This window comes from Runella rosea (assembly GCF_003325355.1).
Taxonomy (GTDB): domain Bacteria; phylum Bacteroidota; class Bacteroidia; order Cytophagales; family Spirosomataceae; genus Runella; species Runella rosea.
Genome location: NZ_CP030850.1, coordinates 2,640,133 through 2,661,944 on the forward strand (window position 1 = coordinate 2,640,133; position 21,812 = coordinate 2,661,944).

At 45.3% G+C, this 21,812-nt stretch carries 16 protein-coding genes; 11 read left to right on the plus strand and 5 right to left on the minus strand.

Annotation, left to right across the window (positions count from 1 at the left end; all coding sequences use genetic code 11):
• Positions 1-30: 30 nt before the first annotated feature.
• Together DR864_RS11185 and DR864_RS11190 are read right to left on the minus strand one after the other, a co-directional pair.
• Positions 31-1,695, minus strand: a complete 1,665-nt coding sequence (locus DR864_RS11185) for a UxaA family hydrolase (RefSeq protein ID WP_114067051.1) — start codon at positions 1,693-1,695, stop codon at positions 31-33.
• Between the two features lie 79 nt (positions 1,696-1,774).
• A complete protein-coding gene (locus DR864_RS11190; protein ID WP_114067052.1) occupies positions 1,775-5,563 on the minus strand; it encodes a T9SS type B sorting domain-containing protein in 3,789 nt (1,262 codons plus the stop codon).
• A gap of 357 nt (positions 5,564-5,920) precedes the next feature.
• Between DR864_RS11190 and fumC the strand changes: the two genes are divergently transcribed.
• The 3 genes from fumC (at position 5,921) to DR864_RS11210 (ending at position 11,155) form a co-directional block, all read left to right on the plus strand.
• Positions 5,921-7,342 (plus strand): class II fumarate hydratase, encoded by a 1,422-nt coding sequence (gene fumC / locus DR864_RS11200; RefSeq protein WP_114067054.1) that lies wholly within the window; start codon positions 5,921-5,923, stop codon positions 7,340-7,342.
• A gap of 178 nt (positions 7,343-7,520) precedes the next feature.
• Complete coding sequence (locus DR864_RS11205; protein WP_114067055.1) at positions 7,521-8,699, plus strand: AAA family ATPase; 1,179 nt, start codon at positions 7,521-7,523, stop codon at positions 8,697-8,699.
• The gene (locus DR864_RS11210) at positions 8,696-11,155 is read left to right on the plus strand and encodes an ATP-binding protein (protein ID WP_114067056.1); all 2,460 of its coding nucleotides are present in this window, start codon (positions 8,696-8,698) and stop codon (positions 11,153-11,155) included. The genes DR864_RS11205 and DR864_RS11210 overlap by 4 nt, the downstream gene beginning before the upstream one ends.
• A gap of 111 nt (positions 11,156-11,266) precedes the next feature.
• Here the strand turns inward: DR864_RS11210 and DR864_RS11215 are convergent, their stop codons facing one another.
• Positions 11,267-11,896, minus strand: a complete 630-nt coding sequence (locus tag DR864_RS11215) for an HPP family protein (protein ID WP_114067057.1) — start codon at positions 11,894-11,896, stop codon at positions 11,267-11,269.
• Positions 11,897-12,181: 285 nt separating this feature from the next.
• On the opposite strand from DR864_RS11215, the gene DR864_RS11225 reads away from it, so the two are divergent.
• Together DR864_RS11225 and DR864_RS11230 are read left to right on the plus strand one after the other, a co-directional pair.
• Complete coding sequence (locus tag DR864_RS11225) at positions 12,182-13,243, plus strand: hypothetical protein (RefSeq protein WP_114067059.1); 1,062 nt, start codon at positions 12,182-12,184, stop codon at positions 13,241-13,243.
• Entirely contained in the window at positions 13,227-13,859 is a 633-nt protein-coding gene (locus tag DR864_RS11230; protein ID WP_114067060.1) for a hypothetical protein, read from the plus strand. The genes DR864_RS11225 and DR864_RS11230 overlap by 17 nt, the downstream gene beginning before the upstream one ends.
• 24 nt (positions 13,860-13,883) lie before the next feature.
• Here DR864_RS11230 and DR864_RS11235 read toward each other — a convergent pair whose 3' ends face one another.
• Both DR864_RS11235 and DR864_RS11240 read right to left on the minus strand, forming a co-directional pair.
• On the minus strand, positions 13,884-14,318 hold the full coding sequence (locus DR864_RS11235; protein WP_114067061.1) for a hypothetical protein: 435 nt from the start codon (positions 14,316-14,318) through the stop codon (positions 13,884-13,886).
• A 149-nt stretch (positions 14,319-14,467) separates the two neighbouring features.
• Entirely contained in the window at positions 14,468-15,361 is an 894-nt protein-coding gene (locus DR864_RS11240) for a hydroxypyruvate isomerase family protein (RefSeq protein WP_114067062.1), read from the minus strand.
• Positions 15,362-15,647: 286 nt separating this feature from the next.
• Here DR864_RS11240 and DR864_RS11245 point away from each other — a divergent pair, with 286 nt between their 5' ends.
• From DR864_RS11245 to DR864_RS11270, 6 genes are all read left to right on the plus strand, one after another.
• Complete coding sequence (locus DR864_RS11245) at positions 15,648-16,574, plus strand: hypothetical protein (RefSeq protein ID WP_162793722.1); 927 nt, start codon at positions 15,648-15,650, stop codon at positions 16,572-16,574.
• 10 nt (positions 16,575-16,584) lie between these two features.
• Positions 16,585-17,265, plus strand: a complete 681-nt coding sequence (locus DR864_RS11250) for a hypothetical protein (RefSeq protein ID WP_162793724.1) — start codon at positions 16,585-16,587, stop codon at positions 17,263-17,265.
• Complete coding sequence (locus DR864_RS11255) at positions 17,262-18,335, plus strand: ATP-binding protein (RefSeq protein ID WP_114067065.1); 1,074 nt, start codon at positions 17,262-17,264, stop codon at positions 18,333-18,335. The genes DR864_RS11250 and DR864_RS11255 overlap by 4 nt, the downstream gene beginning before the upstream one ends.
• 99 nt (positions 18,336-18,434) lie before the next feature.
• On the plus strand, positions 18,435-19,067 hold the full coding sequence (locus DR864_RS11260; protein ID WP_114070242.1) for a response regulator transcription factor: 633 nt from the start codon (positions 18,435-18,437) through the stop codon (positions 19,065-19,067).
• Between the two features lie 155 nt (positions 19,068-19,222).
• Positions 19,223-19,564 (plus strand): LytR/AlgR family response regulator transcription factor, encoded by a 342-nt coding sequence (locus tag DR864_RS11265; RefSeq protein ID WP_114067066.1) that lies wholly within the window; start codon positions 19,223-19,225, stop codon positions 19,562-19,564.
• Positions 19,565-19,614: 50 nt separating this feature from the next.
• Positions 19,615-21,768 carry a 3-coathanger stack domain-containing protein gene (locus tag DR864_RS11270; protein ID WP_114067067.1) on the plus strand — a complete coding sequence of 718 codons (2,154 nt, stop codon included), beginning with the start codon at positions 19,615-19,617 and terminating at the stop codon, positions 21,766-21,768.
• The last annotated feature ends 44 nt before the right edge of the window (positions 21,769-21,812 follow it).

Genomic DNA, 21,812 nt, shown 5'->3' on the forward strand with positions numbered 1-21,812 from the left:
CTTAAGAATCTATTGTGCTATTTTACCGAATTACAACGAAACGCCTCGTTTCCAGGGAATAAAATCATCTTGTGCCAAGCGTTGGGCGTGGGTAAGTTTGCCACTCGCAACTTGGATAATTTCTTCTAACAACGCATCAGCATTTTGTTGAATGGTCTGCTCGCCCGTCACCACTGGACCGCAGTCAAAATCAATCACATCCGACATTTTTTGAGCCAAAGTAGAGTTGGTTGCCACTTTCATGACGGGGCAAATCGGGTTGCCAGTCGGCGTTCCTAAACCAGTAGTAAACAGAATCACCGTTGCACCCGCCGCTGTTTTACCAGTGGTGGCTTCAACGTCATTGCCAGGCGTACAAACGAGTTGCAAGCCTTTTTCGGAAGATATTTCAGTATAATTGGTTACGTCCTGAATCGGCGCTGAGCCGCCTTTTTTGGCTGCACCCGCCGACTTGATGGCGTCGGTGATGAGTCCGTCTTTGATGTTGCCGGGTGAAGGATTGAACGCAAACGCCGAGCCGACCGCATCGGCTTTGCCTGAATAATCCCGCATGAGACGCTCAAACTTGGCCGCTTTTTCTTCTGTGACGCAACGGTTTAACAATTCCTGCTCCACGCCGTGCAGTTCAGGAAATTCTGCCAACAACGTTTTCCCCCCCAAAGCCACTAGAATATCCGACACTTGCCCTAAGACGGGATTGGCCGAAATGCCAGAGAAACCATCCGAGCCACCGCATTTTAAGCCTACGACCAGCTCGGTAATGGGCACATCTTCGCGCTCGTGTTGGTCGGCCTTAATCAGCCCCAGGAAAGTCTGCTTGATGGCCATCGACATCATCTGCGCTTCTGTACCCTGCTGTTGTTCAAAAATGTACAGTGGCTTATCAAAATGAGGACTGCGTTTATGAATTTCGTCCATCAGAATCTTCTCTTCCGAATTCTGACACCCCAAACTCAACACCGTAATTCCGGCCACATTGGGGTGAACTGCATACGATGCAAACAACGAGCACAACGTATGCGCATCCTGCCGTGTACCACCGCAACCACCTTCGTGCGTAAGGAATTTAATACCATCTACATTCTTAAAAGGTCGCTTAGTTGTGGTTGAGGCATCTGCCTTGGGAGTGGCTACGCCGGCGAATGGCTCAATCTTTTTGATGACATCCATTTGACCATGCTGATACAAATGCAAAAATTCCCGGACCTGATCGCGGTAAAGATCGGGTTGAGCATAGCCCAATTCACGCTCAAAAGCGTCTTTCAGGGTTAACACATTACGGTTTTCGCAAAATACCAGCGGTATTACCAACCAATAATTATACGTCCCCACCTTACCATCTGAACGACGGTAGCCTTTAAACGTTCTGCCTACCCACTTGCTTACATCGGGCGGCGTCCAGCTATAGGGTTGGCGTTTGGCCGTGCTGTACGGCTCAGAATCATGCTTTAAATTATAAGTAGTAACTGGCTCACCCCGCTTGATGGGTTGCGAAGCACGACCCACCAACACACCATACATCATGACGGCGTCGCCGATGGCTAAGTCTTGGGTCACAAACTTGTGCTTGGCATAAACGGTATACGGCAACACGTAGCTTTCGCCCTCAAAATCAACAACTTCTCCAGCGGCTAAATCACGGAGTGCAACGATGACATTATCGTTTGAATTTACTTTTAAGACTTTATGTAACATGTTGGCAGGTGGTAAAAAAATGAGTTCGTGTTCTTCTAAATAGAAAACCCTGCAAAAATAGTTCGAAAAATTTCATACCTCAACGCAGGAGCATCAACATTCCTTTGTACACATGACCGTCGGGCTTTGTTTTGATGTGATACGCATACACGCCAACAGGGAGTGAAGTGCTATTATAATAGCCATCAAACGGTTTTTGATTCGCTCCCTTGGTATGGAAAATAGCTACTCCCCAGCGGTCAAAAATAATGACTTCCGCCTCCGGATATTCTTCAATTCCTTTTAATTCCCACGTATCATTTTGCCCGTCGTTATTGGGCGTGAATGCATCGGGGATATATACTCCCTGCGTCACCTGAATCGTAACGGCGGCCGTTGCCAAACAGCCATTGGGGCCCGTGGCACGCAGGGTATACGTCGTCGTACGGTCGGGGGTGGCGATGGGCTTTGCACCGGTGGCATTGTCCAAGCCCGTGGGCGGAGTCCATTGATAACTGTAGCCAATTCCCAAATCACCGTTGAGCGTCACACTGCTTCCCCGAAACACCTCTCGGTCTTTGCCCAAATTCAGGGCGGGCGGGGCGGTAATGGTCACCACCCGTTTGGCTTCTCCATTCAAACAATCCAAATTACCCTTTATGGAATAAGTGATTGTATGTTGCCCTACGCCTGCGGCTTGTGGTGAAAACTGATTATTGACCACCCCGGTTCCCGCATACACTCCCCCGGCCGGTGTTCCTTTGAGCGCCACGGGCGGAAAAGCCGTTCCGCAAAAACTCGGAATCGAATCAAGCGCAACCGTGATTTTTTGAACCAGCGTTAAGGCCGTTCCCGACGAAGTGGCCGAACAGCCGTTTGTATCGTTGACACTAACGGCATAATTTCCGGCTTGCGTGGCGGTCAATGTGTTTTGAGTAGCTGCGGGTAGGTTTTGCCCGTCGCGCTGCCATTGAAACGTTTTTAAATTGCTGCCGTTCGCGGTCAACACCAAAGTACTTCCCGTGCAAAGTTGAGTTCCGGCCGACGTTATGGTTACGGTCGGGGTATTGGCTTGCAGTACGACAAAAGGAGAAGAAGTGGTTGAACACGTATTGGTGGCTGTTATTTTAACCGAAAAATTACCCGGTTGGGTTACCGAAAGAACATTAGTTGTGTTGGCAAGCGGTTGTCCGTCACGCGTCCAGACATAGACAAAACCTGTTCCTTCGGTCGCCGAAAGTGTCGTGCTTTGGTTGGGACATATTGCTTTTTTGTTGGACGTAATTTCCGCTTTGGGCGGTGTATTGGAAACCACGTTTTGAGGCGCTGAAAGATTGGAACAACCGTTGGAATCAGTCACTCGTACGGTGTAACTGCCCGATTCTACCGCGTCAAATGTAACAGAAGCAGCACCTGTAACCAAGGCATTTTCACGCAGCCATCGGTACTGCGCATTGACGGCATTGGTAGCCGCCGTCAATTTTACACTTCCTCCCTGACAAACCACTCCGGAGGCGTTTCCTACGGTAATGGAGGCCGTAGGTTTAGGGAAAAACACAATAGTAACGGGAGCGGCCGTCATGGTTTCGGGACACAGATTCAGCGTTTTGGCCACACAGGTATAACTTCCTCCCTGATTGTTTCTAACCACTAAAATCGAATCCGTTGCCGCCGTTACATCGCCATTATTAAGTCGCCATTGGAAAGTACTTCCTTTGGTAAAGTTCCTAAGATTGAGTTGTACCAAACTGTCCTGACACATACCTGTCGGAGCGGCCTCATTGGGTTTACCCACTTTAGAGACAAAAATCAGGGGTTGCGAAGGCGCTCGACAATCACGGACAATTAACCGAAATTCACTGAATACGCTACTGTAAACGACTCCGTCCATTACTCCTTCAAATTTTATCCGATACGCATATACCCCCGGTTTTTCAGGGATCCCCGAAAGCGTAAACGTATTGCCGTTTTGGGTGAGTTGAAGCGGCGTTGCGTTCCCGTTAAAATTGGTGGTAGTCAATCCTGTTTTCCAACCCACATTTGCAAAGGGCTGAGCGGTGGCAGCATCCGTGATCGGCTCCGCAAATCCCGCTAACCGCGCCGACAGGTTTTGCTTGTTTCCCACTCCAAAATTCACGGTTACGTTCTGACCGGCGCAGGATTCAATGCGGGCGGGCACACTCACATTCAACAGGTGTCCTTTGCCCGATACGGCATTCCATGCCACTTGGTCCGCCCCATTAAACTCGGCGTAATTCACCATTTTGGTATCTGTTCGGGACAGGTTATCGGTATTCACGCGGCAACAGATCGGTTCTGTCACCACATAATACCCCCCATTGGTGGCGCCGTATTGAGCCGCCGTCATGGTAAAATTACCCGTGTCATACCCCACCGATTGCAAGGTGTCGTCGCCGGTGCCACAGGCGCGGGGGAGAAAAATCCGAACCTCGCTGAAGGCGTTTCTTCGTAAGGTTATTTCTTCAATTTTCAGGTTATCACGTTTTCGGTATAACGTAGCTTTGATAGAAGCCGGCATTTTCGGCAAATCGGCAATCGGAATATAATAATCCGACCGAAACGCAAAATTATTCCACCAAGGCTGTACAAAGGAACCGCCTCCCGGTGAGGTAAAAGGACTTTGCAAGCTACCGCCCACGATCGACACATTTCCTCCCCCGGCTTGACAATCCACAAATAATGGATTGAGCGTAGTTGTTTTTTCAGTATTACAGGCCCCGTTCTTTTTCACCGTTGCGTAGTAAGCCCCGCTTTCACTCACCACCAACTCAGGCTTGTTCGCGCCGGGTATCAGTTGATTATTTCGATACCATTGGTAACTATCATTCTGAGGAAAACCGCCTTCGGTATTGAGCTGCACCTGTTTGCCGGTGCAGACGGTAGCACTCAACAACGCTGATTTATTACCGACTTCGGAGATCGTTGACCCGCTCGCAATCACTGTTTTGATACAATCGGTCACTTCGATTTGCCATTCTCGGTAGTTTTCCGCGATTTTGACGCCGTTTCGGCGATGTTCAGCCACAAACGCCACCGAAAAAACACCCAAAGCAGGTCCGGGCGTGTTGATAGAAATGGAAGATACCGAACTGCCGTTTCCCCACGTAGGATTGGCATTGACAATCCCTACAGTACCTATCCCCACATTGCTGCTGCTGAATCCTGCTTTCCAGGCCACTTCCTGAAACGGCAATGCGCCGTCGGTTAAAGGAAGTGCATTTTTTAGGGTCAGGTTAAAAGTTTGACTGTTTACCTGCGTTTGAGCGGGGATTGCGGCTACCCCTACGATAATTCTTCCCTGATTTTTACAAACGAATGAATAACTCTCCGGCACCCACCCGGAAAACAACTCCCCATCGTTGGGATTGCTTGGTTTTTCAAACAAATAAAGGGGAGAAAACCAATGATAAAGCACCACATTGGACGACTGCACATTGACCGTTGGGTTGCGCGGCCCTACGGGGTCATTGACAACGTAATAGCCCTCGGCATCGTTAAACTCCGTCGGCGTAACGACCATATCGTAATTATACCGAACAAAAAAGTAATCCAGTTTGGCAGGCGCCCCCGCTGCTACGCAGTCATTTACTAGGGCTCCAGCCTGCGTATCAGCATCTTTGTTGGCTGTATATTCTTTGACGACAGCATTGTCTTTTTTACGAATGATTCTGAAGCGTAACGTAGCCGGCAGCGCATCACGGGCGGCGGCATCGGTATAAAACGTGCAGGCAAAACGATAGGCGAAGGGAGTATCAAAGAGGGGTCCTACGGGATTTCTACGGTCAAAATGGCCTCCGTACACTTTTTGACCATACATTTTATTTACTCCAAACAACAAGAGAAAAAAAAGGGGCAGAATTTTACTCATACGTTAAGAATCAAAGACTTATGTTCTTTCAAAATACCGTAAAACAGCTATTTTTTCCAAATCATATCTTTGTAACTTACTTAACGGTTCACTGCGTGTCAGAACATTTCAGGTCAGCTTTAAAAATCAGACATCCAAACCAATGGCAGAGTTATTCAAATGGAGTAATGAAACCGTACAATTTACTTTTTGCAGCATCTCGCAAAGTCATTGATTTGTATTTTTTGGTAATTTTTGAGAGATTATGATTTCTATCAAAAACGATTTAGTGTTTTGTGTTTACTTTTGCAACCTTGTGCATGAGTTCAAAACGCTCCCACAAAACTCACTAATTCTCAAACTCACTCAATCAAAATAATGGAATACCGTATCGAAAAAGACACCATGGGCAAGGTAGAAGTACCTGCTGATGTGTATTGGGGCGCACAGACCCAGCGCTCTATCATGAATTTCCCGATTGCGCAAGATATTAACAAAATGCCCAAAGAAATCATTCGGGCGTTTGCCTACCTCAAAAAAGCTGCCGCTATCACCAACTTTGAAGCGGGCATTCTTCCCGAAGACAAGAAAAACTTGATTGCCCAAGTATGCGACGAAATTTTGGATGGTAAACTCAACGACCAATTTCCGTTGGTAGTGTGGCAAACAGGCTCTGGAACCCAGTCAAACATGAACTGTAATGAGGTGATTGCCTATCGTGCGCACGTTATCAATGGCGGGTCATTGTTGGATGAAAAGAAATATTTGAATCCCAACGACGACGTCAACAAATCGCAATCTTCGAATGATACTTTCCCAACGGCGATGCACATTGCGGCCTATAAAATTTTGGCCGAAGTAACCATTCCGGGCATCGAAAAACTCCGTGATACGCTCCAAGCCAAGTCGGAAGCCTTCAAAGACGTGGTAAAAATCGGTCGTACCCACTTTATGGACGCTACGCCACTGACACTGGGTCAGGAATTTTCGGGCTATGTTTCTCAATTAAACCACGGCTTACGCGCCATCAAAAATACCTTGGCGCATTTGTCAGAATTGGCATTGGGCGGAACGGCCGTAGGTACAGGAATCAATACGCCCAAAGGCTATTCAGAAAATGTAGCAGCCCACATCGCTGCGTTGACTGGCTTGCCTTTTATCACGGCTGAAAATAAATTTGAAGCACTCGCCGCTCACGATGCCATCGTTGAAGCCCACGGTGCACTCAAAACAGTGGCAGTAAGTTTGATGAAAATTGCCAACGACATCCGGATGCTGTCGTCGGGGCCACGCGCGGGTATCGGCGAAATTCACATTCCTGACAACGAACCGGGCAGCTCTATCATGCCTGGCAAAGTAAACCCCACGCAGTGCGAAGCCATGACCATGGTGGCCTGTCAAGTGATGGGCAACGATGTCGCCATCAACATTGGTGGTTCAAACGGTCATTTTGAACTGAACGTTTTCAAGCCCGTCATGATTTATAACTTCCTGCACTCGGCGCGTTTGATTGGAGATGTTTGCGTGGCGTTCAACGACCATTGCGCGGTAGGTATCGAGCCATTGACCGAAAATATCCGCAAACACGTCAACAATTCACTGATGTTGGTAACGGCTTTGAACCCCAAAATCGGGTATTACAACGCCGCCGCCATCGCGCAAGACGCGCACAAGCGCGGGATTACGCTCAAACAGGCTTCTCTCGAATTTGAACTCAAAGGCTTGGATTTCACGCACATGACCGAAGAGCAATTCGACGCATGGGTACGCCCCGAAGATATGGTGGGAGGCTTGAAGTAAATGCTTATTTAGAACTGAAAAACGTTAAATGTATAACCGAAAAATATAAAAGTTCGGTTCTTCAAACAAAAGAAGTCGGCTGCGTTTGTAGCCGACTTCTTTTGTTTGCCTTAAAATATATACAAATTTGTATATATACGTTTTTGTATATATTTTTGTATGTATAAATTTTAAAACAATGAAGAATCAAGTAGGCCCTCCGGTAACGGGCAATGACTTTTTTGGACGTAAAAAGGAACTTCTGCAAGCTTGGGATTTGCTGGACAATGGAAATCACCTACTATTACCAGCTCCAAGAAGGGTAGGTAAAACGTCTTTTGTGCTCCAACTGAGAAAAGATGCTCAAAAGCACGATTGGAAGGCCATCTATTTTAATGTGGAAGATGGAAGCGATGAAACAGGTTTTATGCGAATGTTTGTTGATGCCCTCAAAAAGGAAGAAAATTGGTTCAAAAAAAATGCTAAAAATACGTTTGATTCCATTGGCAAAATAATGTCGTCGCTGGAAGCCGAAGTAGAAGTACAGGGAGTAAAAACAACGCTCAAATGGAGCAATGCCGCTAAAAGCGACTTAAAACGTGAATTGGAAAAGCTGTTAGAGGATACCGGGAAATGCCTGATCATCATTGATGAACTTCCCGTTTTACTTTCACGGTTAGCCAATATTCCTGAAGGTAAAGGACGAGTAGGTGATTTTCTGCATTGGCTGCGGTCGTTTCGGCAAAATCCTGATTCTGAAATACGCTGGATTTTTTGCGGCTCTATCAGCATGGATACTTTTGCCGAACGGTTGGGTATCACCAAAACCATCAATGATCTGTATTCTTTTTCGTTGGGCGCTTTCGGGGAAGAAGAAGCACGACAGTTTTTGCAACAATTGGCCACTGACCAAAAAGTTGCGATGTCAGCAGAGGTGCAGGAGGCCTTGATCAAAGCGGTAGGATGGCCGTTGCCATACTATTTACAACTACTGTTTGCTCAACTCAGATTCATTCATAATCAACCAAATGGACTGGTTCTTACTCCCGAGCACGTCACCACAGCCTTTGAAAGAGCCTCCGATTCTTCCAACCTAAACACATGGATTGAACGTCTGGAAGAACAGCTTGCCCCAACGGATGCCAAATGGGCCAAAAACTTGTTGGATACACTTTGTGTAAAGGAAAAAGGATTTAGGCGTGACCAATTAGAACAGGTATTGGTTAGGAATAATGTAACTCCGGAAGAGGCGAAGGACAAAACAGCGTTTTTGCTCAAAACACTTACTCACGACGGCTATCTGATTGAACATACGGGCGAATACGGTTTTCGTTCCCCACTTTTGCGTAATTACTGGTACAAACAACGTTTACAATGAACGACTCACCTTCCTTTTTACCCATGCAACGCCTCAGCATTTTTATGCCGAGTCGGTTGAGCGACGATGAAATAAAATTACTGTTTTATGCCCGCAAAGACATATTTGACTCACTCTTAGACAGCCTGATTCACGAAGAAAAGGATAGTATTCCACAACATCATTTGATTGTAGGTCAGCGCGGTATGGGAAAAAGTACACTGCTCAAAAGATTGGATGTAGCCCTGCGTACGGCTCCGCTCAACGCCCAATTCATTCCGTTTTCGTTTCCCGAAGAACAGTACAACATCGACCGTTTATCTAAATTTTGGCTCAACAGTCTGGATGCTTTGGCGGATACCCTCCAAACCGAAGGTCAGGAAGAAAAAGCAGTTCAGTTAGACGAACAAATCGCTGATTTGAGTCGCCTCAAAAATGAGCAGGAATTGAGCCAAAAAGCCTACGATTTACTACAAAATACCACTCAAGAATTAGGTCGCCGGCCCGTTTTCCTGCTGGACAATCTCAATTTGATTTTTGAACGTTTGGCGCAGATCGAGCAATCCAAACTCCGAAAACTCATCACCGTTCCTGGCGCGCCCATTTTTATCGGGGCCAGTGCCGACCTCCTCAACGGCGACTATACGGCCCCGTTTTACGATGCATTCCAAGTACACTATTTGTACAAACTTACCTTCCCGCAAACGCTTGAATTACTCCGGCATTTGGCCGAGATTACCAACAATCCTGACTTTAAGAACCAATTAAATCAAAATATTCCGCGTCTCGAAACCTTGCACGCACTCACGGGAGGCAATGTACGCACCGTGGTGATGCTTTTTGCGTTGGTTTCGCGCGGGTTTTCTGCGGATGTTTTTCAGGATTTGGAAGCGTTGATTGACCAAATGACGCCCCTGTACAAAGCCCGTTTTGAAGAACTTGCACCCCAAGCGCAAGTGGTCATTGATGCCGTGGCGTTGAATTGGGACCCGTGTAATCTGGAAACTCTACGCGAACGTACTTCTCTGGAAAACAGTCAATTATCCATCCAACTCGACCGCTTAGGAAAAGCGGGGTGGACGGTAAAACTGGGTAAACGAAAAGCCGCTTTTTACGAAATCAGCGAACGATTCTTTAACATTTGGTACTTATTGCGCCGCGCCAGCCGCCGCCAACGCCGCGACTTGGTATGGCTTTCGCGCTTTTTACAAGCGTGGTTTACCAAACCCGAATTGCAAGACCACGCCAAGGAATTCGCACGTATTGTATACGAAAAAGAAAAAATTCATGATTTATCCTATGGCTTGGCCTTAGCCCGCGCAGTGGGTGGCAAACGTGGTGAAAAGCTCAAAGAAAAAGTTTATAAGCGCTTACTGGAACTGTATGATGGCGACGAAGTGAAATTGGAAAAAACGATGGGAGTGATTATGAGTGAAGTGAAGGAGGAATGGGTGGAAGATTTTAAGAAAAGTAAAGCATCAAACTTATTATATGAAGGACTTTGGCTGGCAACAAGTGAAATGTATAACGAAGCTGAACCTTATTATCGTGAAGCTTTAAGATTAGACGACACCTCTGAATTCGCATGGTACTTATTAGGCGAATTACTTGAAAACTTAAATAATGAAGACGAAGCAATAAAATCTTATGTAAGAGCTTTATCAATAAATCCGCTGAATTCAAATACTTGGACGAAATTAGGTGATTTGTGTTTTCAGCAACAAAGACTTGCAGAAGCTGAAAATCATTACCAAAAAGCCTTAGAAATTTCTCCCAAAAATGGCTCTGCATGGATTAAAATGTCGCAATTTTTCTTTTACCAAAAAAAGTACAAAGAATCTAAAAATGCACTTTTAAAAGCAATTAAAGAGGATAAATCTGTCGTAAATGACGTAAAGCTTTTATTGGACATTTATGCTTTTTATGTTGATGAATCAAATTGGGAGTTAAAAGAAAATGACGAAAACGCCTATCAAAAAGCTTTAACAATAGCCCCAAATAATACCGACGCCAAGGAAGGGTTAATGATTTTATTACGCGATAAACTCAACAAATCAGCAGAAGCCAAACAGGTTTTTGAAGAATTAAAGATTACTCATACCGAGTTATCACCAGTTGCAGCACCTACTTTGCACGAAGCTGTTTTTGCCGCCTATGACCAAAATTGGGGTCAGGCTCGGGAATTTTGGAGACACGCTTTACTACAGATACAGGAAACTCAACCAACGGAAAAATTGCAAAATTGGCATATTGCGGCTGCCGTTACCGTCAGGTTAGGCTATGGTGACAAGCTGGTGGCTCTGTTTCGGGAAACGGGGCGTGACCGCGTGATGCGCCCTTTGCATGAAGCCATCAGAGCCCTTAACATAGATTCGGAGGAATATCTTGCTACCCAAGTAGCCGCCGAAGTACGCGAAGTAGCATTGGAAATTTTTCAATTTATGAAAGCCTATAATCAACCAGCTGCTGTTTCTTAAAACATTTCAATAATTGATCTTGGTTCTGAATACAGAGCCACCCCAGCCGCAACGACTATCCACACGCCTCTGGCCTTGCAGTAATTTGCTTTGCCGATGCAGTAGGAGGTTTCAAACGACACGCCGCCTGCCTCGCATCCTTTTCATTATTTTTTTGGTGGGGATAATGGCCCATCTGAACGTTCTTGAATATCGGCGGTTGGTAGGGTATTTGCGGTTGGGCGTGAGGTTGTTGAAAACGAGCGCCACCGCCAGAAGTATAAACACCCCCGAAGCAACGGGCGTAAGCACAAACCAATAACCAAGGTCTTTTATTTTTTCAGAACCAATGACGGCTATCAACGCCGTAGCACCGCCCGGCGGATGCAGCGTCTTGGTGATTTGCATACTGATAATAGACAACCCTACCGCAAGTGGGGCTGTAAGCCAGATAATATTGGGGAAAATTTGGTAGATGGTCACACCCAGCAGCGCAGAGATGAGATGCCCACCCACGAGGTTGCGGGGTTGGGCCAACGGACTTTGGATGGCACCGAAAATGAGTACCGCAGACGCGCCAAACGAGCCAATCAAAAACAAATTGTCCGTTTCGGAGAGGGCACTTTGTAGAAAGGCAATCAATCCTACCCCCAAAAAAGCGCCTACAAATGACCAAAAATTCTCTACCGAATCAACGAGTGTTTCTTTATAAACGATGTACTTGGCTATCCTGTAGCCTCTTCTAATTTTTGACTTTACCATTTTTGGAATACAGCTTCTCGCGCGTCTTTCAGGGTGTGGAATACGTCAGATACGCGATTTGTACTACAAATATCCAAAAGTTATATCGTATTTTCAGCGTTTTTGGATGGGAAAAATGCGTAAAAAGGCAGGCAGCTTCTCTCCACATGCAGACCGCCGTCTCGCTCCAAATGGTAAACCTACCGCCTCAGGGTCATAGAACCGCACTTGAGTTTTTCTTTTTGGAAAGTAGGCACGCAACAAAATAGCTTTGTGTAAACAATACAAGTTTTTCGTACTAATGCTATGAACCTCTTCGCAAACCTCGCACTTCTGTTAGCCGTTATTGGCTATTTTAGCCTTGCATCTATGGCGGGCAAACCCATCCCAGGCGGAGACTACGGCGTAGGGCACGCGTTTGCACTGCTTTTTGCGTACGCCGCCGTGGCCATTGGTATCAGCATTGCCACCGCCTTTGTCTTATGGAAAGGTGGCTTTGATTGGGTAACCGAAAAAACTACTTTGCGCAACACCTTCGTGATTTCAGGGTTAATTGCGCTGTTGATTTTTAGCTTTTTTGCCGCAATGAACAACGGCGGCGGCGCACCTTGGATCATGCGGATTTTAGGAAAATATACCTTTGTTTGGGCCTTGCCCCCGTTGTTGTTGGCAGGTTTTGTATTGGTCAACACCTCGTTACAAAACCACGTGCCCGCTGCGTTTTGGCAGTGGGCACTGAAAGGCGTTGTGCTGATAAGCGCGGTAAGCTGCATTTTGATGGTGGGCGAATGGCTCGTCAATATCCCGATTGAAGCAGCACAACATGCCGAAATGAGAGATGCGGAAGACGCTCGTCGTCAACAAGAGTTTTTGGCACAAATTGAAAAGAATAACCCTAAGACCGAAATGGTCTTGATTCTGGTTTTTACCACCAAATACCAAGACAAAGCCGTGCGGGAGGCCGCCCTTTCCAAAATAAAATCAAACCCTGAATGGCAGCAATATCTCGTTAGTCGTCTACAAACACCGTGGGCAAGTGAGGTTTTCCCATTTTTGGCCGACAATGACGTTGAAGACCGACGACTTTTTGCCGAGCCTATCAAGACAGGCATTTTGATGATGGCCGAAAAATTTAAAGACAGTATGGAACGAACCCATACATTTTATGACGGGCAGTTTTATTCCGAAACGCAAGCTATCCTTCAAACCATCGCCAAATTTCAAGACTTAGGCGTTGACTATGCCCCTGCCGTACGAAAACTGCGGAAAGCACTAGATACGCCGCTGAAAAGTTATCAGCAAGCGGCCAATTTAAAATGTATTCCTGTATTAGACAACTGGTTGAAAAAACATGAAAAAGAGAAATAGCGCTACCATCCCAGACATCGGGCGCTTTGCGGATAAAGGCGTTGCTTTGGGAGATTTAGCAACCCACTTTATAGTACATTGCCCCAAATGTGGGGGGAAAGCACAAATCAACCCCACCAAAGAGCCTGCTTCAACAGCGGACTTTCGACTCATTTGCCCTGATTGTTTACACGTAGAGACCGCCGGCCATTGGTATGGGGCCGCAACCGCGCACGTTTCCGTAAAATGCCGGGAATGTTACCAACCGTTGAGCCGCTCAGCTCCGTGGAATGGGGGCTGGAAAAAACTCGCCATGCACTGTACGCACTGTGGCGACAACTGCGAATACGAAGCAAGCATCTCATACGGGTATTTTCACGAAAGCCGTATAACCGACCCCGTCTTCGGCCTGCCGTTGTGGTTGCAAAAAGACTTTCGCAGCGAGTTACTTTGGGCCTACAATTACGAGCACCTAGAAATGCTCCGGGAATACATTGGCGCAAAACTACGTGAACGGGGCATTGACCCACGAAACACCATTCGCAAGAACAGCTCAATGGTCAGCCGGCTGCCGATGTTTATCAAAAAAGCATCACATCGGGAGGAGCTATTGAAATTGATCGCGACAATGCAGTGAATTTTCAGCCAGTGATACCATTCTCTATTTCTTTACGCCAAAATAAGAAAAATACAGCCCTTTTGTTGGTTCTGAATGACTCACCGACAACACTTTGGACGTCACCTCTTTGTCTTTTTTATCGTCATACCAGCGGTCGTCCTGATAGCTGCCTATTTTGGTTTGTCCGTAGTACAGCTCATACCCTTTTGCGGTGGTTTGGGCGGTAACTCCTTCCAGCTTTTGGGTTGATATTTGAGGAATATAATTGGTTCTCAACAAGTCGAAGGTACCATCACTTTTCTTAGTGATTTGTAAGCTTGGGAGTTGATTGTCGTCCGTAATGGCAATGCAGAGCGGGTCCAAAAAGGCATTGGTACGGTAGGTGCCTTCCAGTACATTGGGATCTTGACTGATTTCGTCTTTGTTACAGCCCCAAAAGACACAGAGCGCCAGCAGAAAAATGGAGAACTTTTTCATAGCAACAATTGGATGATGGTTTTGGACAAAGACGCTCACTCATTCTCAATGGTTGGAATGTAAAAACAACTTCTCAACACTCCTATTTACAAAAAGCGCCAAGGAATCAATCCTCAGGCGCTTTTTTGTATATTTTCTTGATTTACAAACTATACGTCGCAGATAAGGACGCATTTTTTCAAAGACTCCAACATCCCTGCTTTGTCTTTGGCTTTAGGTACAAATTCCTGCCCAATGTAGCCTTTATAGCCCGTTGCCACAATCGCTTTTACGATGGCTGGGTAGTAAATTTCTTGAGTTTCGTCGATTTCATTACGTCCCGGATGTCCTCCCGTGTGGTAGTGACTGATGTACTTTCCATAACGCTGGATATTGCGAATATGGTCTCCGCTCATGCTTTGCATGTGGTAAATATCGTACAGCATCTTGAACTTTTCAGAACCAACCATTTCACAAAGTACCGCACCCCATTCAATGTTATCACACTGATAATCAGGGTGACTGGCGCGCGAGCTCAACAATTCCATCGTGAGCGTTACGCCGTATTTTTCGGCCAACGGTATCAATCGTTTTACTCCTTTTTGGCAATTGAGCAAGCCTTGGTAGTCACCCAAACCGTTGCGATTTCCTGAAAAACAAATGACATTGGTCACGCCCGCCGCTTGTGCCTGCGGCAGCAACTCTTCGTAGCATTTATAGATGGCATCGTGGTTTTTGGGATTGTTGAGGAAGCTCGTCAAGCCTGTTTTCTCAGGCCAAGGATCGGCCCAGCCCATGGCGGAGGTGAGTCCGTATTTCTTCATAATTTCCCATTCCTTCGGACCAGTGAGTTCAATCGACTCAATGCCCATGTCTTTGGAGGCTTGGCAAAGCTCCTCAAACGGAATAGAGGCGTAGCACCAGCGACTAACGGAATGCTTGATATTGCCTTTTAGTTTCAGCGGTTCGGCAGCCATGGCTTCATTCGTTAAAGCGGTAGATAAGGTTGCCGCCGACGCCCCAAGCGTTTTGATGGCATCACGGCGGGAAAGAGTTGGTTTCATTGGAGATTTTATTTTAGGAAAGTAACTTACCGGCGTTTTCTAACGCACACCCGGGACTTTATCGTATATATAATGTGTAGTGCGTTTCTCAGCACCGCCTCTCTTTGGTGACCGTTTGATAAGAAATAAAAATAATCGTTGCAATAGGCACTTCAAATGCCTACTTTGACCTCAATTGCCCGATAACTACTTTGAAATAGCAAAAATTCGCTATTTTTTGAGGAGAACCGAGGGCGTAGTTTTGCATTAAAACACGATGTTGCTGACATTTATCCAAAATACTGTAATGAAAAATTATATTCCTTTAATCTTTTTAATGTTTAGTTCACTTATACTATTGGGGCAGGATAGCCTAACCTTGAGTTATAAAACCTTGGGATTACATTCAACCCGTTCCGAAATAGATGTACCTGTTGTTTTTCGAAATGGAATAAAAGCTGTGTCTGTCCCAAGTGTTTATACACTTTTAGGGACCCAGCCATTCGCTAACAATCTGGTTCAGGAGTTTTCAAGAAAATTTCCCAATTTCGATTCGGTAGATTTACCAGATTGGTTATTAGCGCAATTTGAGCAGACAAAGGATCAATATCAGGGTATCCACCTGTTTTTTGGATTACACGACAACCAATTGCAGGTTATGATTTTCGAAACCAAAGTAGATACATTAGAAGTTAATAAATATTTAGAAAAAGTATTTACTCATCAAATTCCGGATAACGGTGCTGATGCACGTCACTATAAAGCAAATTATAAATGGGCTTATTTTTGGAATAATGAAACGAGAACATGGAAGTTGGTAGAAGACGAATACAATACCATTACTATTCCCGGAGGTCATCCACCCGTTCAAAAAGTTTTTAAAGGAAAGCTAAAAAGCGATTTTTTAACAATGAGAGGCAACTTTCTTTTTCGTACTAAAGGTTATTATATTTCAAAAGCCTTATTGTTTGATATTTGGAATAATTCTGCTATTCCATCTTTAACTATATTTCTGGGACTGGCAGGCAATAAAGTTACCCTTTTTTTACCAACATTCCCCAAAGTAGATTTGAATAGTACCCGGACAGAAATAAATACAAGCATTGATTCTTCCAGAGATTCATCCAGACAAAATGAAAGCGTCCATATTCGTTTTCTTACCTATGTCACTCATTTAATGGGGACAAATCATCTAACAGTCCGAACCTGTCCCAGTTACTGCGGTGATAACTAAAATATAAATAATGGACTTTAAATACTTATTGATTGACCTTTCAAATTATATAGGTGCTGTTCCCTGTATGATAGGCATCTATTGTTGGAATAATTTAACAAGTCTAATGAAGGGTTATCTGATAGGTGTCATTATTAATGCCTGCATTGGAATACTATCAATAATCAGTGCCAAATTGGAGATAAACAATCATTTTGTTTTTCCTCTCTTAGCTATAAATACAGGCATTTTGTACTGTTTTATGTTTTGGCATTTGTCAGAAAACAAAATAATTCGCTACTCAATTACAGTATTTTATTTATTTTTTATCTTGTATATCTTTTACGATCTTATCACCAATAATATTAAATATTTCAACTTTCAATTGTTCACATTAATAGATATTTCAAGCCTTATTTTATCCGCTATTTGGTTAAACAAAATAATATCCTCACAGTTTAATATTACTAAAAAACCTCTGCTTTGGCTCTTGTTTTCTATATTTTCAGGGGCGTTATATGATGTGTTATTGACGCAACTAAGTGGGAAAATGGCCCTATATTTTACAAATAAATGGCAAGATATATTCGCATTGAACATCAGCCCGATTTTTCAAATAATAAAAATGAGCATTTTGGCCTATGCCTTTTACTTGGCTCGCCATCAAAAGTTTAACTCCAACAAAATCCCCGATTTAGAACAGGGCCGATGAAGCATTTTTTTACTTTAATTGCTTGTTCTATATGGATTGGTCATGCATTTGCCCAAAATATCCAATTTACTTCGTTTACGGCTACTAATGAGTTCCAAGATTCAAGCTACAACATTCATAAACCCATTGCACTCAATTTTAGGGAAACCCATATTTTAGCGAGTTTCAAAGATGCGACTGACAGTCTCAATGCCAAATACGCTTACTGTTTGAAGGGTCTAGATGGCAAATGGCATCCTAATGGCAAGGGCGAATCCGTCAATTATGTAAATCTTTTCGGCGGCGATTATGAATTGCAGGTCAAAAATCTCAACTATCCCAATAAAATCATTTCTTTAAAATTTCATTTAGAAGAAGCCTTCTGGCAAAAAAACTGGTTTATTCCCATGCTTGCTGCCTATGGGTTATTGGTTGTAGGCGTCATTTTTTATTTCATCAGAATGTACAGATTGCGCGGTCAAATCCGGCTCCAGCAGGTTCGCAACGAAATCGCTTCCGACCTCCACGACGACGTAGGCAGCACGCTGTCCAACATCAGTTTTTTGGGAGAAATGGCTAAAATGAAACTTGTAAAAAAACCCGAAGAGGTATTGCCCATTCTGGAACGAATCATGGAGGAATCCAAAGAAATGGTTCAAACCATGCGCGGAATGGTATGGACCATTCAACCCGATAACGACAGGGCCGTTGATTTCATTGATAAAATACAGGCCTTTGCGACAGAAATGCTCCAAAACCGCGAAATAGCATTGCAATTCAGCAATGAAATTCCTGAAAAACAACTGCTTACCATTGAGCAACAGCGAAATTTGTTTCTTATTTTTAAAGAACTTATCCACAATATTGCCAAACACTCAACTGCCACAAGGGTTACTGTTTCTCTCAAAAAACACGAACATTGGCTATGGGCGAAGATAACCGACAACGGAAGCGGTTTTGACATGACCCAACGCTCCGAAGGAAACGGCTTGAGAAACCTGCAACAACGCATCACACAGTTGGAGGGGAAAATGGAAATAGAATCAGAAGTCGGCAAGGGTACGGTGACCAAAATGATGATACCGCTCTGAAAATCACTTAAATTCGCTATTGTCTTTCCAAATTGAATATAAGACTTTTACGCCGTTGGGACAGGGCGTAAAATGCTCCCCTTTTTATCTGCTGAAAATATGATCAGAGTAGCCATTTTTGACGACAACAGCGCTTTTGCCGGCAGTTTGGAACTGCTCCTGAAAGACAGTGACGATTATGTACTCGCCGGCGCTTTCCCCAATGCCCTCAACGCCCTGCAAAAAGTGGCCAAATCAAAACCCGATGTAATCATCATGGACATCAAAATGCCCGAAATATCAGGCATTGAGGCCGTGCAGATCATCAAAAAAGAACACCCCACTATCCAAATCATGATGCAAACCGTCTTTGAAGACGACGATAAAGTGTTTGCGGCCATTTGTGCCGGCGCATCAGGCTATATTTTAAAGGGAACTTCGCCGGGCAAAGTTTTGGAGGCGATTGCCGAGGTCTACACGGGCGGCTCGCCCATGAGCCCAAGCGTAGCCCGCAAGGTGCTGACCTTTTTCCGGTCTCATCAAACCGTTCAAACAGAGTTTTATGATTTATCGAAGCGCGAAAAAGAAATCTTAAAATACCTGGTCGAAGGTTACAGTTACAAAATGATCGCGGAGGCCTGTTTTATCAGTTTTAATACGGTCAATGCCCACCTCCGCAAAATTTACGAAAAACTTCACGTTAATTCTTCTCAGGAAGCCATTTCGAAAGCTTTAAGGCAAAAGCTGATCTAGCCTCACCGTTCTTTTGTCTTCTATAAAAAGCCCTCTCCTTATAAAGCAGAGGGCTTTTTATTGTTTGAAAATAGCAAAAATTCGCTATTTCACCGGCCTCTCATTCATCGCAACTTTGTCGTGATCAATACCGAACGAACAAAGCCTGTTAACGCATGAATCCACTTCCATTTATCAACAGCCCCATTCTCGACTTGGTAAGGCAATTACCCAAAGACGATATCATGTGGTTGGAAGGTGACCGCAACTACACCTATATCCACTTTTGCAACGGCGGGAAAATGATTTTCAGCAAAACACTGCAACTCATAGAAGCTCAATTGCCCAACGACGATTTCAGCAGAATCAACAAAGGGGCAACGGTCAACCTACGGTTTATCAAAACCATCAACGTACGCCAAAAGCACCTTCAACTATCCTGCGGCCTTACGCTGCCTATCTCACGACGTCGATTGCCCGGCGTAAAAACATGGTGGCGAGGCAATAAATCCCGATGAATACCCGCAAAAGTTTCTCCAACCATATCATTTTATAAAAAACACAACTGATGAAAAAATTACTTTTACTGCTTTTCGAGGTGATTTTCATTTCAACAATGGCACGCGCTCAGTGGAACTCCAACCCCACCAACAATATAATAACCGCCGCAAATTTCTCACAGAAAAACCAAAAAATGATCCCTGACGGCAGCGGAGGCGCTATCATTGTCTGGGAAGATGACCGTAATACCAATACGACGAATACGGATCTGTACGCCCAGCGAATCAACGCCAACGGAGTGGTGCAATGGCCGGTGAACGGTGTAGCCATCAGCAATTACTCCGGTAACGACCTCTACCCTCAACTTACTTCCGATGGCGATAATGGAGCGATCATCACTTGGCAACGCGATGGCGATATCTATGCACAACGCATTAATGCGAGCGGGGCAGTGCAGTGGACAGCCAATGGAATAGCCGTTTCGGCAGCAACAAATACTCAAAATTTCCCTCAATTGGTCAGCGATGGTAGTGGTGGGGCCATCATCACTTGGGAAGATAATCGCGGCGGAATCTTCCCGCCAAACGGCCCCGATATTTATGCTCAGCGGATTAATGCAGACGGTACAGTGCCGACGCCGTGGCCTGCCAATGGTGTGCCCATTGCTGCAGCCGGATTATCACAGCTTAGTCCTCAACTCGTTTCCGACAACAGTGGCGGCGCCATCATTACTTGGGTAGACAGTCGCAGCGGCACCACCGTCACGGATATCTATACCCAGAGAGTCGATACAGACGGTGACGTACAATGGCCTGCCAACGGAGTGCCTGTTTGTGAAGCAGCAAACGGACAATATCTTCCCAAAATAGTTACCGATGGTTTCAACGGAGCCATCATTGCCTGGGACGACAACCGTAACGGCAACTATGATATTTACGCGCAACGAGTGAACTCAGGGGGTACAATGCAATGGACGGCCAATGGTACTCCCGTATGTAATGCCGGCAATAATCAGGAAAAAAGCCATATGGTCAGTGATGGCAGCGGCGGGGCCTATTTGGTTTGGGAGGACCGGCGCAATCATATAGCTTCTCCCAACAATTATTATTTTTCCGATATCTACCTGCAGCGTATCAATGCATCGGGTGTAGCTCAATGGGCCGCCAATGGACTGGTTATCTGTAATCAACTTGGTTACCAGACACTTCCCAAATTAACTGCTGACGGTACTGCGGGCGTGATCGTTGCCTGGGCGGATGCCCGCGAGTATTATGATACAGGCATCAATCCGGATATATATGCTCAGAAAGTCAATGCGGCGGGAGCAATTCAGGGAATTTCGGATGGGAATCCCGTTAGCAGCGCAATTAATGCGCAAACCACTCCCGAACTTGTCAGTGATGCCTCAGGCGAGGCTATTATTTCTTGGGCTGACCTGCGCAACGGCAACAGTTTAGATATTTATGCCTCTCAGACCTCCTTTGCGCCGGCCTGCTCGGCTTCTGCACCTACTTCAGTATCGCCGTCTTCTCAGGCGGTTTGTTCCGGCGAAGCCGTAACTCTTTCGGCTTCCTGTGCGGCGGGGTATACGGTACAATGGTATGAAGGCACTACCCTGCTCGGTACCGGCAGTCCGCTTGCTTATTCTGTTACATCGAACGTTTCTATTTATGTGAGTTGCAAAAACAACGCCTGTGAGTCAGAGCCTGACACTATCAACCTAACTCTCTCCAACTATTTGAGTTATGCCTTTATTGGCGGCGACCTCAACAACGACGCAGTACTTACCTTTCATGGCTGCCCTTCCGGAACCGTTCATTGGAGCGTGTATCAGTCCGAATCCAGTGATGAAAACGGTCCCATTTTTACGTTAAAGGATTCTATTACAGGAAATCCCGCTACAATGACCTTAAAAGGGATTTACCGCCTGTCGGCTACCTGCTCCAACTCCGCGTGTGCTGCGCCGCCTGCACCCGTTGAGGTATACAATTGTTACTGGATCTATCATACCCTGCTGTCTCCCAACGACAATTACAACCAAGGGCTGCATATCATTCAGTCAAGTTATGGCGGCACTATTGAGGCAACCAATAAAGTAATGGGTACTTCACGAACGTGGTACGAAGCCCAAAGCATTGAATTGAAACCGGGATTTGAGGTCAATGCCAAACCCAACGGAGCGGTATTTACCGCCAAACCCGGCGGGTGTTTGGGTTCTTAACTTCTTTGAAAAAAACATCATAAAACCTTATTCATAAGTATTTA

What these genes read in the sequence shown, in the direction of transcription:
- DR864_RS11185 (WP_114067051.1), bottom strand. Translation starts at nt 1,695, where the DNA reads ATGTTACATAAAGTCTTAAAAGTAAATTCAAACGATAATGTCATCGTT.
- DR864_RS11190 (WP_114067052.1), bottom strand. Translation starts at nt 5,563, where the DNA reads ATGAGTAAAATTCTGCCCCTTTTTTTTCTCTTGTTGTTTGGAGTAAAT.
- fumC (WP_114067054.1), top strand. Translation starts at nt 5,921, where the DNA reads ATGGAATACCGTATCGAAAAAGACACCATGGGCAAGGTAGAAGTACCT.
- DR864_RS11205 (WP_114067055.1), top strand. Translation starts at nt 7,521, where the DNA reads ATGAAGAATCAAGTAGGCCCTCCGGTAACGGGCAATGACTTTTTTGGA.
- DR864_RS11210 (WP_114067056.1), top strand. Translation starts at nt 8,696, where the DNA reads ATGAACGACTCACCTTCCTTTTTACCCATGCAACGCCTCAGCATTTTT.
- DR864_RS11215 (WP_114067057.1), bottom strand. Translation starts at nt 11,896, where the DNA reads ATGGTAAAGTCAAAAATTAGAAGAGGCTACAGGATAGCCAAGTACATC.
- DR864_RS11225 (WP_114067059.1), top strand. Translation starts at nt 12,182, where the DNA reads ATGAACCTCTTCGCAAACCTCGCACTTCTGTTAGCCGTTATTGGCTAT.
- DR864_RS11230 (WP_114067060.1), top strand. Translation starts at nt 13,227, where the DNA reads ATGAAAAAGAGAAATAGCGCTACCATCCCAGACATCGGGCGCTTTGCG.
- DR864_RS11235 (WP_114067061.1), bottom strand. Translation starts at nt 14,318, where the DNA reads ATGAAAAAGTTCTCCATTTTTCTGCTGGCGCTCTGTGTCTTTTGGGGC.
- DR864_RS11240 (WP_114067062.1), bottom strand. Translation starts at nt 15,361, where the DNA reads ATGAAACCAACTCTTTCCCGCCGTGATGCCATCAAAACGCTTGGGGCG.
- DR864_RS11245 (WP_162793722.1), top strand. Translation starts at nt 15,648, where the DNA reads ATGAAAAATTATATTCCTTTAATCTTTTTAATGTTTAGTTCACTTATA.
- DR864_RS11250 (WP_162793724.1), top strand. Translation starts at nt 16,585, where the DNA reads ATGGACTTTAAATACTTATTGATTGACCTTTCAAATTATATAGGTGCT.
- DR864_RS11255 (WP_114067065.1), top strand. Translation starts at nt 17,262, where the DNA reads ATGAAGCATTTTTTTACTTTAATTGCTTGTTCTATATGGATTGGTCAT.
- DR864_RS11260 (WP_114070242.1), top strand. Translation starts at nt 18,435, where the DNA reads ATGATCAGAGTAGCCATTTTTGACGACAACAGCGCTTTTGCCGGCAGT.
- DR864_RS11265 (WP_114067066.1), top strand. Translation starts at nt 19,223, where the DNA reads ATGAATCCACTTCCATTTATCAACAGCCCCATTCTCGACTTGGTAAGG.
- DR864_RS11270 (WP_114067067.1), top strand. Translation starts at nt 19,615, where the DNA reads ATGAAAAAATTACTTTTACTGCTTTTCGAGGTGATTTTCATTTCAACA.